Source organism: Parasedimentitalea nitratireducens (assembly GCF_057444295.1).
The window spans coordinates 351,468-368,730 of record NZ_JBYAXC010000004.1 but is presented as its reverse complement, the minus strand read 5'-3'; the positions used below and the strand labels follow the sequence as shown (position 1 = coordinate 368,730).

15 protein-coding genes are annotated in these 17,263 nt (G+C 53.1%); 7 read left to right on the top strand and 8 right to left on the bottom strand.

Features of this window, described 5'->3' with window-relative positions:
- A partial coding sequence (locus tag AC2T28_RS15465; protein WP_486749532.1) for an NAD(P)/FAD-dependent oxidoreductase occupies nucleotides 1–274 on the bottom strand: 274 nt, incomplete at its 3' end.
- A 104-nt stretch (nucleotides 275–378) separates the two neighbouring features.
- Between AC2T28_RS15465 and betI the strand changes: the two genes are divergently transcribed.
- Complete coding sequence (gene betI / locus AC2T28_RS15460; RefSeq protein ID WP_486748583.1) at nucleotides 379–1,011, top strand: transcriptional regulator BetI; 633 nt, start codon at nucleotides 379–381, stop codon at nucleotides 1,009–1,011.
- Between the two features lie 59 nt (nucleotides 1,012–1,070).
- Here betI and AC2T28_RS15455 read toward each other — a convergent pair whose 3' ends face one another.
- The 6 genes from AC2T28_RS15455 to AC2T28_RS15430 are packed head-to-tail and all read right to left on the bottom strand — an operon-like array spanning nucleotide 1,071 to nucleotide 6,690.
- A complete protein-coding gene (locus tag AC2T28_RS15455; RefSeq protein WP_486748584.1) occupies nucleotides 1,071–1,862 on the bottom strand; it encodes an SDR family NAD(P)-dependent oxidoreductase in 792 nt (263 codons plus the stop codon).
- A 22-nt stretch (nucleotides 1,863–1,884) separates the two neighbouring features.
- Complete coding sequence (locus AC2T28_RS15450) at nucleotides 1,885–2,682, bottom strand: SDR family NAD(P)-dependent oxidoreductase (protein ID WP_486748585.1); 798 nt, start codon at nucleotides 2,680–2,682, stop codon at nucleotides 1,885–1,887.
- On the bottom strand, nucleotides 2,679–3,497 hold the full coding sequence (locus AC2T28_RS15445; protein WP_486748586.1) for an ABC transporter permease: 819 nt from the start codon (nucleotides 3,495–3,497) through the stop codon (nucleotides 2,679–2,681). Before AC2T28_RS15445 ends, AC2T28_RS15450 begins: the two co-directional genes overlap by 4 nt.
- 9 nt (nucleotides 3,498–3,506) lie before the next feature.
- A complete protein-coding gene (locus AC2T28_RS15440; RefSeq protein WP_486748587.1) occupies nucleotides 3,507–4,358 on the bottom strand; it encodes an ABC transporter permease in 852 nt (283 codons plus the stop codon).
- Nucleotides 4,359–4,379: 21 nt separating this feature from the next.
- A complete protein-coding gene (locus AC2T28_RS15435) occupies nucleotides 4,380–5,537 on the bottom strand; it encodes an ABC transporter substrate-binding protein (RefSeq protein ID WP_486748588.1) in 1,158 nt (385 codons plus the stop codon).
- 31 nt (nucleotides 5,538–5,568) lie between these two features.
- Nucleotides 5,569–6,690 carry an ABC transporter ATP-binding protein gene (locus tag AC2T28_RS15430; protein WP_486748589.1) on the bottom strand — a complete coding sequence of 374 codons (1,122 nt, stop codon included), beginning with the start codon at nucleotides 6,688–6,690 and terminating at the stop codon, nucleotides 5,569–5,571.
- A 190-nt stretch (nucleotides 6,691–6,880) separates the two neighbouring features.
- Between AC2T28_RS15430 and AC2T28_RS15425 the strand changes: the two genes are divergently transcribed.
- The gene (locus AC2T28_RS15425; protein ID WP_486748590.1) at nucleotides 6,881–7,609 is read left to right on the top strand and encodes a helix-turn-helix transcriptional regulator; all 729 of its coding nucleotides are present in this window, start codon (nucleotides 6,881–6,883) and stop codon (nucleotides 7,607–7,609) included.
- A gap of 435 nt (nucleotides 7,610–8,044) precedes the next feature.
- Here the strand turns inward: AC2T28_RS15425 and AC2T28_RS15420 are convergent, their stop codons facing one another.
- Nucleotides 8,045–10,258, bottom strand: a complete 2,214-nt coding sequence (locus AC2T28_RS15420) for a vWA domain-containing protein (RefSeq protein ID WP_486748591.1) — start codon at nucleotides 10,256–10,258, stop codon at nucleotides 8,045–8,047.
- A 437-nt stretch (nucleotides 10,259–10,695) separates the two neighbouring features.
- Between AC2T28_RS15420 and AC2T28_RS15415 the strand changes: the two genes are divergently transcribed.
- The 5 genes from AC2T28_RS15415 to AC2T28_RS15395 all read left to right on the top strand — a co-directional run bounded on the left by AC2T28_RS15415 (nucleotide 10,696) and on the right by AC2T28_RS15395 (nucleotide 17,255).
- Nucleotides 10,696–11,868, top strand: coding sequence for a YncE family protein (locus AC2T28_RS15415; protein ID WP_486748592.1), 1,173 nt, complete (start codon nucleotides 10,696–10,698; stop codon nucleotides 11,866–11,868).
- A gap of 62 nt (nucleotides 11,869–11,930) precedes the next feature.
- Nucleotides 11,931–12,326 carry a hypothetical protein gene (locus tag AC2T28_RS15410; RefSeq protein ID WP_486748593.1) on the top strand — a complete coding sequence of 132 codons (396 nt, stop codon included), beginning with the start codon at nucleotides 11,931–11,933 and terminating at the stop codon, nucleotides 12,324–12,326.
- Nucleotides 12,327–12,358: 32 nt separating this feature from the next.
- A complete protein-coding gene (locus AC2T28_RS15405) occupies nucleotides 12,359–13,735 on the top strand; it encodes a hypothetical protein (RefSeq protein ID WP_486748594.1) in 1,377 nt (458 codons plus the stop codon).
- A 154-nt stretch (nucleotides 13,736–13,889) separates the two neighbouring features.
- Nucleotides 13,890–15,470, top strand: coding sequence for an ABC transporter substrate-binding protein (locus AC2T28_RS15400; RefSeq protein ID WP_486748595.1), 1,581 nt, complete (start codon nucleotides 13,890–13,892; stop codon nucleotides 15,468–15,470).
- 219 nt (nucleotides 15,471–15,689) lie between these two features.
- Complete coding sequence (locus tag AC2T28_RS15395; RefSeq protein WP_486748596.1) at nucleotides 15,690–17,255, top strand: ABC transporter substrate-binding protein; 1,566 nt, start codon at nucleotides 15,690–15,692, stop codon at nucleotides 17,253–17,255.
- Nucleotides 17,256–17,263 lie beyond the last annotated feature (8 nt).

Below are 17,263 nucleotides of genomic sequence, written 5' to 3'. Positions count from 1 at the left end.
CGTCGCGAAACCCAGTGGTGAGCCCTGTTTCCTGTTCAAGGGACGCATAAAGGTCACGGCCATGGGTGTAGATCTCGGTGGTCGCCGTATCATTAAAAAACCCGCCAACAATCAGCCCCGCAGCATGCCAAGTGGTGCCCGAAGTTAGCTGATCTCGTTCCAGTACAACGACATCAGTCATGCCCAATTTGGCCAGGTGATAGGCCGTGTTGCAGCCAATCGAGCCACCGCCAATAATCACGGTCTGTGCATGCGCGGGAAGAGGCTTCGTCATGGTCATCTCCAATCCAAGGGATTCGGCTTTTGATCAAATTATTGGATTGACGGCTGAAAGAAATCAAGTCATTGATTGAATGGTTGTTCAATGGATGTAGGTTTATGACTGAAACCAAACAGAAAAAAAGCCGCACAGCTTCACCAGAAGTTCGGAAAAAGCAGATCATTGATGCGACGATCACATCTATAAGCAATCATGGAATATCCGGCACAACCATGGCTTCGGTCGCGAAACTGGCCGGGTTGTCTACAGGGCTTGCGAACTTTCACTTCAAAAGCAAAGACGCACTGCTGGAAGAAACTCTGCGCACCTTAGCAGTGGAGCATCGAGCGCATTGGATGACGCGCCTTGAGAATGTCGATTTGAGCCCGACAGAGCAGGTCAATACGATCATTGAAGCTCAGTTTCATCCAAGCATCTTCAATCGGAAAAAACTGGCTGTCTGGTTCGCCTTCTTCGGAGAGGCGGCTTACCGCAAATCTTACCGCCTCATCACCACTTCGATCGATACTGAACGGCTTGATGTGCTGGTTGATCTATTTGGGAAAATCATCAAAGAGGACGGTAGTGCGCTGAAGCCTGAAGGGGTTGCTCATACTCTCGAAAGTCTGTTCGATGGTTTCTGGCTGAATATTCTGATGTATCCCGACCAGTTTCCACGTGGGATGGCAAAGGCTCAGATATTTCAATACCTACATTCCAATTTTCCGCGCCATTTTGCACCTCACCAGTAAGTGCAAAACAGCAGGATCGGCCGTCTTACACTGATACACTCTTGCTGCACTGAGCCGTGCTAGCCCTTGGCGTACCATCCGTTGTCAACATAGGTGGCGTTGCCGTTTACAAAGCTGGCCTCGTCTGAGGCCAGAAACACCACCGCTGCGGCAACTTCTTCTGGATAACAAATGCGCCCTTGCGTGGCGGCCATTCCGGAATCTTCCCATTCCTGACCGGCGGCGTCCAACTCAGCGATTTCCTTCAGCCCATGTGCTGTTTCAACAAATCCCGGACATACCGCATTGCAGCGGATACCTGCATCTCGATACTCGGTCGATATTGTTCGAGCCAATTGGAGAACCGCGCCCTTGGACATGCAATAAACCGATTCAAGCGCATAGCCCAACTCGGCTGCAATAGAAGACGTAATGACGATTGAGCCGCCACCATTGGCGCTCATGTCTTTGACCGCCCGACGACATGTCAGAAATGCCGATTTCACGTTCACGTCCATCAGCCAGTCGTATTCGGCCTCAGTGGTTTCATGTAGCGGTTTTACGATGATCGTCCCCGCGTGATTGAACAGAACATTATAAGGGCCAAAGGTTTCCAAAGCATCGTCAAAGGCTTGGTTGATCTCTGCATCTTTGGTGACGTCCGCGTGGAAAAACGCGGCTTCACCGCCAGTGTCACGTATCATGTTGACGGTCTTTCGCCCTTCTTCATCCTGAATATCGAAGATGCTGACCTTGGCGCCTTCCTCAGCAAAGGCCGTTGCTGTGGCCCGCCCCATGCCCGTAGCGCCGCCAGTGATAACGGCGACTTTGCCGACCAGACGACCATTCGGGGATTTCACGCTGTTGGTCATATTGATCTCTCCAAACAGAAATTCAAATGCATTCACCGCCATCTATGACCAGCGCGTGGCCAGTCATGAATGTGGACATGTCAGAGGCGAGAAACAGGATTGAATCGGCAATTTCATCGGTTGTTCCCCATCGCCCCATAGGAATGGTTTGTGCAACGTAGCGATCCAATTTGTCCCGCCCGCCCATTTGTGCCTCAAAACCAGCATTAAAGGGCGTGTCGATGAACCCTGGGCACAGGGAATTGAAGCGGATGTTGTCTTTGGCATAATCGGCAGCCATTTGGCGGGTCATCGCTACGACTGCGTGCTTGGTCGTCGCATAGGCAATCATCTCGCGGTCATATTGAACACCTGAATTTGACGAGGTGACAATGATGCTGCCACCACCCTGGGCACGCATGTGTCCAACTGTCGCGCGGGCGGCAATGAAATGGGACCTGACATTCAGCCGCCAGGACATATCCATGCCCTCAATGGGAACCTGTTCCAGGTTGCCCTCAGTTTGATAACCCGCATGTGAGTGCAGTACGTCAATACGACCGTAGTCTTTGACTGTTTTGTCGATTTCGGCGGAAACAGCGTCGTCGTCAGTCACGTCAAGACCGGCAGAAAACACGCTTGTGCCTTCAAGGTGCAACTCCTCGGCCACATACGCGGCCTTGTCGGCATCAAGGTCAGTCACAACCACCTTTGCCCCATGCCGCGCCATTGCCATGGCCCCTGCCCGTCCGATGCCGGAACCTGCACCAGTCACCAAAGCAACTTTACCATCAAGTGTAGGAAAATAAGGAGAAGAACGTGGATTTTCAGCGAGGGTCATTTTGGTTTCTTGCCTCCGCGTTGCAGCAGTAATTGGGCCGTAATCAGCATCAGCAGGGAGACAACCAGCACCATGGTACCAATCGCATTGATCTCTGGGGTGACGCCACGGCGGATGGATGAGAACACATAGATCGGCAGTGTTGTCTCGGACCCGGCGACAAAGAATGCGATGATGAAGTCGTCAAAGCTGAAGGTGAAGCTGAGCAGAAATCCAGCCAAGATAGCCGGGAAAATCATCGGCAAGGTTACCTGGCGAAAGGTCGCCATCGGCGTAGCGTACAGGTCCGACGATGCTTCGGTCAAAGCGCGGTCCATGCCAGCAAGCCGGGCCCGCACAATGATCACCACCAGCGCCATCAGGAACATAGTATGGGCTGCAATAAGTGACCCCATCCCCATATGGAGCTTTGGCGGTGTAAATCCGTTTGGCCAGATAGCTGCGATCAGTGGGTTCAATTGGTCAAAGACCGTAACCAACCCGATCAATGTGGCAATCCCGATCACGATGCCGGGGATCATAACCGCGACATAAATCAACAGGTCGAACGCTGTCCTCACCGGTCCCTTGATGCCCTGCAACGCAACCGCAGCCATGGTGCCAAAAACGCTGGCACAGAGGGCGGAGATAAAAGCCACCATCAGGCTGGTTTCCAGTGCGTCCATGACAAAGGGATTGGACAGTGCCTTGCCGTACCACTTGGTTGAAAATCCCTGTAACTGGCTTGCATGACGTCCGGCATTGAAGCTGAACAGCGCGATCACACCGATCGGGATGTACAGGAACAGGTAAACGCAAACTGCATATAGTCTCATTGGTTCACCTCACATGATCGACACGTCTTCGCGGCTAGCGCCAAGACGATTGATAAGCCGCATGTAGACCGTGACCGTGATCAGCATGACAACCACCAGCGTGACCGCCACCGCCGAACCATAGGCCCAGTTGCGTGATTGCAGGAACAGGTCGACCAGGGCGTTGCCGACGAAGAACACCTTGCCACCGCCCAACAAAGCCGGGATCAGGTATTCCCCCATCAACAGGATGAAGACGAGCATACATCCGGTTGCGATGCCAGGAATTGAAAGTGGCAGAGTGATCTGAAGGAAGGTGCGCCAAGGTTTGGCACCAAGATCGGACGAGGCCTCGAGCAGGCGTTTATCCAGTTTGTCGAGGCTGACAAAGATCGGAAAAACCATCAGCGGCAGGTACCCATAGATAATCCCAACCAACACCGCAAAAGGCGTATTGATCAGGCGGACCCCTTCGATCCCCACCAATTCCAAAAGGGCCGGAATTCCGCGACCACCCAGCAGAAAGATCCATGCGTAGCTGCGGATCAGAATTGAAGTCCAGAACGGCACAATGACTAACACCAATAGGATTGTTTTCCACTTAGGGCCGCATTTGACCGCCAGATAATAAGCCAGCGGATATGCAATCAGCAACGCGGATAATGTACCAATAGGGGCTAACGTCATCGTGTTCTTGAACGCTGTCCAGCGTGCCGGAAGATTGGCATATTGTTCAAAGGTGAAAGCGGGCACAACACCACCGGCGGGCGCCCGCTCTCCAAAACTGAAAATGAAAACAACGGTCAGTGGTATGATCAGCATCACCAGGAACCAAGCCCCGGCAGGTGCCAATAGCAACCAATTACGTGTACGTCTCGTCATGTTGTTTTCACCTCTACTTAATTAGGCTGACTTGAAACGCGCCATCAGTTCTGCACGGTTCGGATCGGTCAGCGTAGCGGCTGCACCAAACTCGAGCGGCGTCAGTAGCTCTTGGGCTGGGAAGAGGATCGGATCATTTTTCAGGGCCTCGGGCAGCAGTTCGAAGGTTCGGGCATCAGCAGTCGGGTAGCCATGCGCCAAAACTTCCTTGGCATTCACGTTGGGATCCAGCAGGAAGTTGATCAGCGCATAGGCCGCGTCCATATGTGGTGCACCTTTTGGAATGGCGTAGTAATCACTCCAGATTTCACCACCTTCGCGGCCCAGGACATAGTGTATTTCCGGCATGTCGGTGTTGAGCTGTTTGCCATCGCCAGACCAGCAGATCGTCAGCCAGGCATCGCCATTGCGCATCGATGGCTGATAGTCAGAAGTGATCGCAAAGAGGTGCGGTTTCACATCTATCAGTAGTTTTTCGGCATCGGCCAATTCATTCTCGTCAACCGAATTGAACGAATATCCATAGTAGTTCAGCGCACTGCCAATTGTTGTCAGCTGATAGTCATGCACCATTGCGCGTCCAGTGAATTTGTCCCGCGCAATGTCAAAGAACTCTTTCCAGGACGAGATTGGCTTACCATCATTGTGCTTGGTATTGACCGCCATTCCGGTCGAACCCCAGTTCTTTGGCACGGCATATAGCGTGCCATCGACGGATCCTGCTTCGGCATAACGCGCGTCAAAGGCAGACCCATCATAATTTGGTAGCTTCGAGGTATCCAAAGGCTCGATCAAGCCTTCATCGACATAGGTCGAGATTGTGTAATTTGTCGGCACGTAAACGTCCCAACCGGTCGCGCCGGCCTGCAATTTAGCTAGCATTTCTTCGTTCGAACCAAAAACATTGACCTGAACATGCGCACCAGTTGCTTCGGTAAAGGCCTCAAAGTTTGATGGATCGTGATAGTTGGGCCAGGTCGCCACAATGACCCGATCCCCAATGTCACCAGCAAATGCAGGACTTGGACGCAAACCGGGAACGGCTGCCCCCAAAACGGCCGAGGCAGCGCCCAATCCAGTCACATTTAGAAAATGGCGCCGAGTCACCGACCCTTTTCTGTAGCTCTCCAACTCTTGCATGAATTTCTGCTTGGAGATGTAATCGTTGTCTCTTGTCATTGCCGTTTCCTCCCTACGGTTGCAGTCTGTTTTAGTTCCTGTCTAGAATGAGTGCCGCTCTGTCTTCCCAGGACACAATCGCCTTGTCGCCGACGGCAAAGGCTCCCTCGATCAGTTCGGATTGCCGTGGTGAAAGCACCAGAAAGTCGCCAAGCGTTTCATGGCTCACCAAATACTCGGTGTGCTCTCCCAGAAAGATCCGGTTGCGCACCTCCACCGTCAGACCGTCACCCTGGCGGTGCAGCGTCATTTGTTCAGGACGCACACTTATGGATACGTTGTCCCCGCTGACCAATTCCCCGACTGAAGTTCCTCGCACGCTCATCCCGTTGTTCAAGCGCACCGCTGTCAGCCCGCCGGATTGATCAGTGACCTTTCCGTCAAAGAAATTTGAGGTGCCAACAAAATCAGCCACATATTTGGAATTGGGGCGATCATACAGCTCTTGTGGACTGCCAACCTGGACAATGCGACCGTCGCGCATGATGCAAATACGATCGCTCATCGACAGGGCTTCTTCCTGGTCGTGGGTCACAAGAACAAATGTGATACCCAACTGGCGCTGCAGGTCCTGCAGTTCGATCTGCATCTCTTTGCGCAGCTTGCGATCCAGCGCGGCCATCGGCTCATCCAGCAACAGAAGCTTGGGTTCGTTGATGATTGCGCGCGCCAAAGCCACACGCTGTTGCTGTCCCCCGGACATTTCCCAGATTTTTCGATCTTCAAAGCCGCTGAGTTGGACAATATCCAAGGTCTTGCCGACCTTTTCTGCGATCTGAGTTTTGGGCAATCGCGGGCGACGTTGACGCAACCCATAGCCAATGTTCTGCGCCACCGTCATATGTGGGAAAAGCGCGTACTGCTGAAAAACCATATTGACCGGACGGTGGTGTGCTTCCAGCGCATTGACCACTTCACCATCCAGCAGAACGTCGCCTTCGGTTGGCGTCTCAAACCCTGCTAACATTCTGAGAGCGGTGGTTTTCCCGCAGCCTGACGGCCCAAGGAAGGACAGGAATTCACCTTCGTGAATAGACAGATTCAGATCGCTGGCAGCCAGCACATCGCCAAAACACTTTGTTACGCCACGAAGCTCAGCAATGGTCTTGCTGTCTGCTGGAGTAAAGGCTCCGATATATCCCCTGGTTTCCATTTAACGCTATCTTTTCCCGATTTGATGGATACTATCCAATTTGGAAAAACTGTAAGAAAAACTTCATTCGATGTATATACCACGTTTTTAGTATATCAATCGTAGTAGCGAGGCTTGGCAAATGCAGACCCTGATAGCGGCGACCGGTAACCTCATCGATTCAATTGGGTCCGAGAGGTTTGCGCAAACCATGTCTGAGACTCTGAAAGGAATTGCACCTTTCGATTACACGGTTGTTTTTGGGTATCTCGGAGCAGCCAGGCCACAAGATTTGTTCGACGATTTTCCCAGAGGCAAACGGAAGATATTTGTCGAGGACTATCAAGAGGGTCCTTATCTCCTGGATCCCTTTTATCTGGCCTGTGGAAATCAGGTCGCTCCAGGTCTGTATCGGATCAAAGATCTGGCACCGGACCGGTTCTTTCAAGGCGAGTACTTCCGCAGCTACTATGCGCGCACAGGTCTGGCAGAAGAAATCGGTTACTTTATTGAAATGCCCGGCAAAGCCATCGTTGTCCTCTCACTCATGCGGGCTGAGAAAGCGTTTTCAGCAAAGGAATTCCGACAACTACGCGAGTTTTGGCCGGTTGTGCGGGCTACTTGTCAGCGCCACTGGAGTGATCTGGCAGCGCAATTTGGGGCGGATGCCAGTGCGACATCAGATGGTGGCTTACATCACAGTGTAGAGCTCGCTTTTACAAACTTTGGTGAGGGCGTTTTAACCCCTAGAGAACGACAAGTTGTAGAATTCACTCTCAAAGGTCATTCAGCTGATGCGGTTGGTCGCATTCTTGAAATCTCACCTGGCACTGTTCGTATCCACAGACGTAATGTGTACTCCAAGCTTCAGATCAGATCACAGGGCGAGTTGTTTTCAAAGTTTATCGAAACGCTGGTATCGGGTGGGAACCCTTCGTAGAGCAAGGTTTGAATACTTGAAAAAACACCAGAACGCATTTCGTTTTTTGCTTAGAGAACAGACATTAGTAGTTGGGTTAGGAAATGTCTGCTTTGCACCCATACTGCCAAGTCCGGGTTTCAGTCACCTTACACGATTAAATGTCGTTGAAGGGCTGGAAGCAATAGTTAGACAGTTTCACCACGAACGCCCGGTTAGGGCCGAAAACTCCACTATGCAAAATCCGCATCCTGCACATTGCTGCCGTCCGACTCCATTCATTGATGTCTAACGCCTGCACTTATGGGGGCAAATAGCGGAATTAGATCGGAGAGTGTTTCTGGCTCATCGTAACCACCAAGGGGTGGAAGAAGAGAAATACCGCAAGAAGCCCAGGCGAGAATATCGCCAACTTGATGGAATCGAAGGCTTCAAAAATCGCTTGCCCCCTTGATACTATTGGACAGTCAGCGGAGCCGTAGCAATAATCCTTCTGTCAGCGTTCATAAGATATCGTATTTCATAATCACCCGGTTTATCCGGTGCAGTGATCGTCAATGGAGAGCCATTTTTTGTGTAAGTGTAAGTCAGGTAGTTTTCACCCGGCACACCAATTGCAATGATATCGCCTCGGTAATCGGGGCCGCTCCAAGTCACTTCGATCTTGCTCCCGGCGGATGCGCTGGCCGGTGCTGACAACGTGGCTGATACCTCGGTGACGGTGATGTTGAATGTCGCGAGTGATTTATCCGCAGCCCCGGCCAGATACTTTACAACGTAGTCACCCGGCATTGCAGGAAGCGTAAGATCAAGCGGTGTGCCGCCCTTGGTGTAGCTGTAGTTCAGGTAGCTGCGATCTGCTTCATTGGGTTTACTGACGACAATGATATCGCCTCTGTAATCCGGGCCCTGCCAATCAATTTCTATGGTGCTGCCTGCGGGGGCCGACTGAGGCGCTGTCAGGTTGGCGGTAATTGCAGTCACTTCGATCTCAGCTGTCGCCTGCACTACGCGATCTTGTCCGAGAATATATCGGATTTCATAGCGTCCAGTTTCCAGCGGGAGAGTCAGATCAAGCGGGCTGCCTTCCTTGGTATAGGTATAGGTGAGGTATTTCCGATTGTCGGCACCGATTTCGGCCACCGCGATGATATCACTGCGATAGTCCGGTCCAACCCAATCCACCTGTACGTCGCTGCCTGCTGGCGCAGACGCTGGCCCACTCACTGAATACTGCAGGCCAGTAACTGTTACCGGCACGCGCGCCAGCACTCGGTTTTTCTGGCTCATTCGGTAGACGATGTCATAGTTTCCGGGATCGGGCGGCAGCATGAGGTCTGCCGGTGATCCATGCTTCGTATAGACGTAGTTGATCAGTTGATCCGTTCCCGGTTCGGTAACAGCAATAACATCGCTTTGATAATCTGGCCCAACCCAGTCGACCAAAACAGTGGCACCAGCAGGCAGGACGTCAGGCAGTGTAACCGAGGCCTCAACCGGGGTGACAGTGATTGGTTGTGAAGCGAGCACCTTGCGATGGTCACTTGAAACATACCGCAGCTCGTACTCCCCTTCGACCGAAGGCATCACCAGATCCAGAAGCAGGCCGTGTTTTGTATAGGCGTAGTTGATCCAGGGTGAGGAGCCTTCCGGGTCGGCGACGGAAATCAAATCTCCCTGTTGGTCTGGTCCAGACCAACGCACCTGTACCGTAGATCCGGCGATCGCGGTCTCAGGCCCTTCAATCGTGGCCGGAGGGCGAAGTTCAGGCAGTTCCAGCACAACCTGCTTGTCCACTGAACCGATGCCAAACCGCTGTTCGGCAAAACTCTCGTCGGCGATCCGAAGGACCGAGATCACATATTCACCGCGCTCCACTTCGACCCTGATGTCAGAAACAGCCTGATTTTCGAGAATTACGCCATCAAGCGAGGTCAGGTTCCAGATCAAACCGTCGGTGATACGCGGGCCATGTCGCCCATCAATGGCATAGGCTCTCAGGCTGACTGGATCGGGCTCTGGTTCAGGGGCTGGGACTGGCACTGGCGTAGCAATCACCGCCAGCGCATTGCTTAGCTCGGCAGCAGTATCAGCGGTTCTAAATGTGCCGCCCGTTTCCTCGGCCATACAGCGCATCTGGGCAATTGCTTCGGGGTCTCCGATATTGAACCCAACAACATGAGCGGTGAAATCAACGCCAGTCTCTTCCAACGTGCGGGCGGCGGCACATGGGTCTGGGTTGCAGGTCTCAATCCCGTCAGAGACAAGGATAACCGTGGCCTTTTCTTCGGTATAACGCAGCGCTTCGGCGGCGGCGATCACCGCGTCGATCATCGGCGTTTTCCCTTTGGGTTTGATCGAGTTCACCGCCTCGACAATCGACCCATGCTGACCAGCCTCTGGAGTGATGATCGTCTCGATATCGCTGCAATCCCCCTTGCGGCGGTGACCATAGACCGTCAGCCCCAGTTCTTGGCTTTCGGGCAATGACTGGAGTAAATCGCCTACGACCTCCTGTGCGATTGAAATCTTAGCAGTGCCGTCTATCTGCCCCCACATGGAGCCGGAGCCATCAAGCACTAAAATAGCCCGTGACTGCTCCTGTGCGAAGCTGACGGATGACAGAATGACGAATAAAGCTGTGCAGACGGTAAGAAGTGACTTGATCATATCCTTGGTCCCTTTGCCTAGCAAATCGGGGTAAATTCAGTCGGATTCTTTGAGGCTTTGTGTAATTTCGCTTTTACACTGGGGCCGTCTTCAATTGGCAAAGCACAAACTTCCGCCCTGATCCGCCTTTATTGTTGGGGCGCCAAAAACTGATGACCAGCGACACGTGCTCTGATCTGCAATCAAATAGATGGCCTTTCTGCTAATTCAATCCAGTCCAGTTTCTCAGGATCTGAGCGGTGCTGAATTTCGAATTCTTCGCCGTAATGCAGCGCCATGCCCATTCGAAGGCCTTGAACAACGCGAAACGGGAAAATTGTCCTGACCGCGCTACAATCACAAAAAGGTTATCGCCTGCAGTGACCCTGCGACACACAATTTGAAGTCTACATGTCCTGCTGCGCTGGCCCACAAAATAGGTTTGAAGGATCGGTCCCATGAAAAAACGAATGACGCTAATCGCGACATGCGCGTTGGCTCTCTCAACCAGTGGAGCATCAGCCGAGATCTTGGCAATGATGAGCTATGAAAGCAAACCGGCGGAAGATCTAAAGAGCTTGAAGCTTTCTGGGTCAGAGGAGCGGCGTGAGGGGATTGCGATAATTGATGTCGACCCCCAAAGCCCCGCTTTTGGTAAATGGCTCGCCGATATCCCGCTTGATGCAACCGGCGTAGCCCATCATCTTTTCTATGATCGCACGATGTCGAAAATCTACCTGACCAGTTTGGGACAACCTGCCCTACAGGTTATGGAAATGAGTGACTTCCCGCCGCGCCTAACGACAATCGACATTCCCAACTGCTCTATGGGTGAGGATATCATTATCGATGACGCAAACGAGTATTGGTATCTGACCTGCATGAACTCGGGCAATGTCTGGCAAGGACGGGTATCTGACGACACTGTCACCGGAGAGATCAAACTGCCCGGAACCAACCCTCATGGGCTGGCGGTTGATACCAACATAGATCGCATTCTTGTCACCAGCACCATCAAGGGTGACCTTACCGATCCGGGTGAAACCATTTCGATTGTACAGGCCAGCACCTTGGAATTGCTTGAAGAAATCAAGGTGTCGTCCAAGCCATCGCCCTCGGGTGAGGCCCCCGTTGAACTGCTGCGCGTACCGGGTGGTGGTCCACCAACTTTTCTTGTCACCAATATGTTCGGCGGAAGCATATGGGCACTGACCTGGAATGCAGACGATCAAAGGTTTTCGGCTGAAATGGCAGTCGACTTCACCCCGCTGAAAGTTGGCGTGCCACTTGAGATGTACTTTAACCCGGCAGGCGACAAAATGTTTGTCACCACCGCTGCTCCAGGACATCTGCATACATTCGATGTCTCCGCAGGGATTATGGGGCCCAAGCTGTTGAATACAGTCGAAACAGGCAACGGCGCCCACCATGTCGCCTTTACCAAGGACATGAAATACGGCTTTGTCCAAAACTCGTTCATCAACCTGCCCGAGATGCGGGATGGCTCGGTCTCGGTGGTGGATTTGGAATCGTCCGAGGTCGTAGCTTCGATGGATACCCTGAAAGATGCAGGGCTGAACCCAAATGTCATTGTTCTTCTACCTGAGTGGAATGAACTCGCCGGGCATTGATGCCGGTTCAAACAGAGAGCTGTGCCAAACAACTGGCGCAGCTCCAGTTGGAGCAGCACCCCATGAAATCCATTTTTGTTAAGGCAATTACCGTCTTTGCCTTTCTCATGACCACTGGTCAGACCGAGGCTCACGAAACACCGCTAGAAGATGCACATGGGTCAACTGTTGAAGGACCTGTGTTAGAGTTGACGGTCACGGTCGACCAAACGGCCCCTGCCCCGGTGGTTCAAATTCCAAAAGGTAGCAATGTTCACCTAACGGTAAACGCGGCTAACGGACATGAGTTGCACCTGCACGGCTATGACATCATCAGCGTTGATAATGCAGATAACCCGGCGGTTTTTGAATTCCAGGCCGTTCATTCCGGACGCTTTGCAATTGTCGTACACGGGGTTGAGGACCTGTTGGGCCGGACAGAGAAAGCCGTTGTCTATCTTGAGATCCGCAAGCCATGAACAGGTGTCTTCACGCAGTCGCCCTCCTCTGTGTGGCTGTACCAGAAACAAGCTGGGCGCATGCGTTTGGGCAACGGTATGATCTGCCATTGCCACTTGGCTTTTATCTTGCAGGCGCCGGGTTGACGGTGGCCCTTACATTTCTGGGATCAGCACTTTTCCTGCGTGTCGAGAAGCACATGCGCTCAGCTGTTGGCATCCCTGTTCCATACCAAGTCACCCGGTTTGCGGCCCCTTTGTTTCGCATGTTGGCAGTGCTTGCGCTGGTTCTGATCCTCATTGTCGCACTATTCGGGCCCGCGTCCCCTACTCAGAACCTTGCAACGATCTTTATATGGGTCATCTGGTGGGTTGGCTTTGTTTTGTTAAGCGCATTGGTCGTTGATCTGTGGTCGAGCCTGAACCCCTTTGCAACAATCATTGATGTCGCTCTGCTCCGGTTTGAGCCCCGCAAACGCCGTGCTCGCCCCTCCGCTTGGGTTGGTTGGCTTGCTGTATTTGGATTGATCTTTCTGTCCTGGATTGAACTTGTGTCGGATTGGTCAGAAAGCCCCAAAGCCATGGCTCTCATCGTCCTGCTCTATACCCTTGGACTTTTCCTTGGCTCTTTGTGGCTGGGGCGATCAACCTGGTGTCAGTCAGCTGATCCACTGACGCTTCTGTTTGGCTTGCTTGGGCGACTTGCCCCAATTGGCATTCAACGCAACCGGTTGGAATTCCGTCTCCCAACATCGGGACTGATCGGGCAATCCATGACTGTATCGCAGTCGGCATTTGTCGTAGCTCTTATTGCAATCGTCCTGTTTGACGGGATTTCTGAAACACCAATCTGGTCGTCAACTCTCCAATGGGTGACAGAGTCGCCAACGCTGCGGCCCTGGCTGCTAACGTTTCGCGACTATGGCGTGGATCTGCTGAAACTCATCCTTAGCATTGGGCTGTTCATCACAATCCTAGTCGCCTGGATGCTCTATACCGTCCTTTCACTCGCTGTATGGCTGGCAGCGGGTCGCAGCATTAAATTTGGTAAGGTATTTACAGGCTTTGCAACGTCATTGTTACCCATAGCCGTTGCATATCACCTAGCCCATTATGTGTTTTTTCTCATGCTGGCCGGGCAATTGATTATCCCTGCGCTAAGCGACCCGTTTGACCTTGGCTGGGCGCTGCTGGGTGACACAAACGGAATGATCGACGTTGGTGTGATGACGGCAGAAGACGTGTGGTGGATAGCCGTGATCGCCTTGGTGACGGGCCATGCCCTGTCGGTTCTTCTGGCCCATATCGAAGCCCGCCGCCTGTTCAGAACACACCGTCAGGCCGTTCTAAGCCAACTGCCGATGATGGTGTTCATGGTCGAGCTGACCTCCTTCAGCCTCTGGGTGCTAGCACAGCCTGTGGTGGAATAGTCATTCGCGATTGCGGCGACTGACTGAGCCGTTCTAACGCAAAAGTGGATTCTAATATTGATTATTTCCCAATCATTTGGATGATGGGCCCTCTAAGGTTGGCAAACCAACCACGCACGATACGGTGCCAATACGAACATTAAGGGAGAACAAAATGAATTTGAGCAAACTTATGCTGGCGGCAAGCGCTACGGCCATGTTGGCTGCAGGCGCATCGGCCGACACAATCCGCTGGGCCCGCGCAGGTGATGCACTGACGCTGGATCCGCACGCTCAAAACGAAGGGCCAACTTCAGCGCTGGCGCACCAGATCATGGAACCGCTGGTGATGCGTGACATGACCGGTGCCATGGTGCCTGCACTGGCGACTGAATGGGGGCCATCGGCTGACAACCCAAATGTCTGGACCTTCAAGCTGCGCGAAGGTGTGACATTCCACGACGGTGCTGAGTTCGACAGCGCCGACGTAGTCTTCTCGCTGAACCGCGCAATGACCAAGGACTCTGACTACAAAGAACTTCTGGCTTCGGTCAAAGAAGTTCGGGCAACTGGCAAGTATACAGTCGAGATCGAAACTGACGGTCCGAACCCAATCATGCCAAACAACCTGACCAACATGTTCATGATGGACCAAGATTGGGCCGAGGCGAACAATGCGGTCAAGGTGCAGGACTATGAAGGTGGCGAAGACACCTATGCTGCCAAGAACGCAAACGGCACCGGCCCTTACAAGCTGGTTAGCCGCGAGCCCGACGTAAAAACGGTTCTGGCAGCCAATGACAGCTATTGGGGCAAAGGTGAGTTCCCAATGGAAGTGACCGAGATTGTCTACACCCCTATTCAGAATGCGTCGACCCGCGTGGCTGCGCTCCTGTCTGGTGAAGTGGACTTTATCCAAGACGTGCCAGTGCAGGATTTGAACCGCGTGTCCAGCACGGATGGTTTGGATGTTCGTACCGCACCACAGAACCGGGTGATCTTCTTTGGTATGAACCAGGGTGATGCTGACCTGAAATCCGACAACATTGACGGCAAGAACCCTCTTGCCGACGTACGTGTCCGTCAGGCCATGTCGATGGCGATCAACCGCGATGCCATCAAACAGGTGGTTATGCGTGGTCAATCCGCTCCGGCTGGCATGATCTCGCCACCGTTTGTGAACGGCTGGGACAAGGCAATGGACGGCTCGTCCGCTACAGACGTCGAGGCCGCCAAGGCGCTGATGACCGAAGCTGGCTATGGTGACGGTTTCTCGATCACGCTGAACTGCCCGAATGACCGTTACATCAATGATGAAGCGATCTGTCAGGCGTCAGTTGGCATGTTGGCCCAGATTGGCGTTAAAGTGAACTTGGATGCCAAGCCCAAGGCGCAGCACTTCCCGCTGATCAACAACCTGGAAACCGACTTCTACATGCTGGGTTGGGGTGTTCCGACATATGACTCGGAATACATCTTCAACTTCCTGGTTCACTCCAAGGGTGAAAAGTACGGATCGTGGAACGGCACGCGTTTCGGCAACGGCGAGTTGGATGCCAAGATCGAAGGTCTGGCCTCGGAAACAGATCTGGCTGCACGCGATGCCAAGATCGGTGAGATCTGGCAGGTCGTTCAGGATGAACAGCTGTATATTCCGATCCACCACCAGGTGCTGAACTGGGGCATGGCCTCGAATGTTGGCACTGGCGTTGCTCCGGATGACACCGCGAAGTTCAAGTACTTCACCTTGAACTAATCAACTGGCGGGGCGCGGCAACTATGCTGCGCCCCATGCCCATTTTATCGCGCTCAGCGAACGCTTTCCCCAAATTTTATTCCTAGCAGCAGCCAGGCGTCCCCCTATGAGGCTTGCTGCTAGTCACGGTCCCGTGAGGACGAGCCCAACCTGCCTTTACGGCTGGATGAAAACCAACAAGACTGGCGATAAGATCACGGAAACACGGGGAGAAACGCAATGAAACTACGAAGCAGCGCCGTAGGGCTGGCCCTATTGCTAGCAGGCACCGCACAGGCCGCGGAATTCAAATGGGCATCAACCACCGATCCGCAAACCATGGACCCACATGCAGTGAATTCTGCCCCGGTGCTTGGATTCTTGAATAATGTCTACGAAGGCCTTGTCCGACGTGGCAAGGATATGAGTGTTGAACCTGCTTTAGCCGTCAGTTGGGAGCCAATCGGCAATGGTGAAGGCTGGAGATTCAAGCTGCGCAAAGGGGTGACCTTCCACGATGGCAGCAGTTTTGACGCACAAGACGTACTGTTCTCCTACCAGCGGGCATCGAACGAAGTTTCCGATACCCGCAGTTGGTTTGCACCGGTGAGCGATGTGAAAGTGGTTGACGATTATACCGTCGACTTCATGACAAGTGCGCCCAACCCGCTGTTTCCATCGTCCATCGCCAACTGGATGATCATGGACCAGGGCTGGGCCGAAGCCAACAACGCCGCCCTGCCAGATAAGGAAGCAGGCAATTTCGCCACCATCAACGCCAATGGCACCGGCGCCTTTCAGGTGACAGCCCGCGAGCCAGGGCTGCGTACCGTGCTTGAACCCTTTGGTGGCTGGTGGGACGAAGTTGAGCACAACATCGAACGTGCCGAATTCACTCCGATTCAAAACCCGGCCACCGCAGTTGCAGCCCTTATGTCGGGTGACGTCGATCTGATCAATCCGGTCCCAATCCAAGATGCGGCGCGGTTGATAAGCAGTGATGGTGTTGAGGTTATCCAAGGCATCGAAGCACGGGTTATTATGCTTGGTTTTGGTCACGAGGCAGAAACGCTGAAATATGCAGCTGACGCTGGTAAACCGAACCCATTCCGAGATGTTCGAGTGCGCCAAGCCGTTGCAAGTGCAATCAACGTGCCTGCAATACTGGCAACTATTATGCGCGGTAACGCCGAGGAAGCCTCGCAATTGGTGAGCCCGGCGATGAGTGGGTATTCTGCTTCAAACGCCGCCCGCCCGGCATATGATGCCGAGAAAGCCAAGTCGCTGTTGACCGAGGCCGGGTATGGCGATGGATTTTCCTTTGGCCTGAAATGCCCCAATGACCGCTACCTGAACGATGAAGCTGTCTGTCAGGCTGTCGTAGGTATGTTGGCCCAGGTCGGTATCACTGCCGAACTGGATGCGATGCCGGTTCGCAATTACTGGCCTGAGCTACGGGAAGATAACTACGACATGTATCTGCTTGGCTGGAGCCCGGGTACTTTTGATGCCGAACATCCGCTCCGTTTCCTGGTTACGACACCGAATGCTGAGAAGAAACTGGGCAGCTGGAATTTCGGTGGGTTCTCAAACTCCCGTGTCGATGAGCTGTTGCCGATGATCCAATCCGAGATTGATCCCGGGAAACGGCAAATGATGATCGATGAAACCACTCAGATTGTTCAGGATGAACAAGTCTACGTGCCGCTTTATGTCCAGCCTTTGGTTTGGGGGGCCCGCAGCAACGTCGAACTGACGCAACGCCCGGATAACTTCTTCATCTTGCGCTGGGTCACCGTGAACTGACCCGGTTG

Coding starts and splice junctions, on each gene's coding strand:
- betI (WP_486748583.1), top strand. CDS start 379: ATGACTGAAACCAAACAGAAAAAAAGCCGCACAGCTTCACCAGAAGTT.
- AC2T28_RS15455 (WP_486748584.1), bottom strand. CDS start 1,862: ATGACCAACAGCGTGAAATCCCCGAATGGTCGTCTGGTCGGCAAAGTC.
- AC2T28_RS15450 (WP_486748585.1), bottom strand. CDS start 2,682: ATGACCCTCGCTGAAAATCCACGTTCTTCTCCTTATTTTCCTACACTT.
- AC2T28_RS15445 (WP_486748586.1), bottom strand. CDS start 3,497: ATGAGACTATATGCAGTTTGCGTTTACCTGTTCCTGTACATCCCGATC.
- AC2T28_RS15440 (WP_486748587.1), bottom strand. CDS start 4,358: ATGACGAGACGTACACGTAATTGGTTGCTATTGGCACCTGCCGGGGCT.
- AC2T28_RS15435 (WP_486748588.1), bottom strand. CDS start 5,537: ATGACAAGAGACAACGATTACATCTCCAAGCAGAAATTCATGCAAGAG.
- AC2T28_RS15430 (WP_486748589.1), bottom strand. CDS start 6,690: ATGGAAACCAGGGGATATATCGGAGCCTTTACTCCAGCAGACAGCAAG.
- AC2T28_RS15425 (WP_486748590.1), top strand. CDS start 6,881: ATGTCTGAGACTCTGAAAGGAATTGCACCTTTCGATTACACGGTTGTT.
- AC2T28_RS15420 (WP_486748591.1), bottom strand. CDS start 10,258: ATGATCAAGTCACTTCTTACCGTCTGCACAGCTTTATTCGTCATTCTG.
- AC2T28_RS15415 (WP_486748592.1), top strand. CDS start 10,696: ATGAAAAAACGAATGACGCTAATCGCGACATGCGCGTTGGCTCTCTCA.
- AC2T28_RS15410 (WP_486748593.1), top strand. CDS start 11,931: ATGAAATCCATTTTTGTTAAGGCAATTACCGTCTTTGCCTTTCTCATG.
- AC2T28_RS15400 (WP_486748595.1), top strand. CDS start 13,890: ATGAATTTGAGCAAACTTATGCTGGCGGCAAGCGCTACGGCCATGTTG.
- AC2T28_RS15395 (WP_486748596.1), top strand. CDS start 15,690: ATGAAACTACGAAGCAGCGCCGTAGGGCTGGCCCTATTGCTAGCAGGC.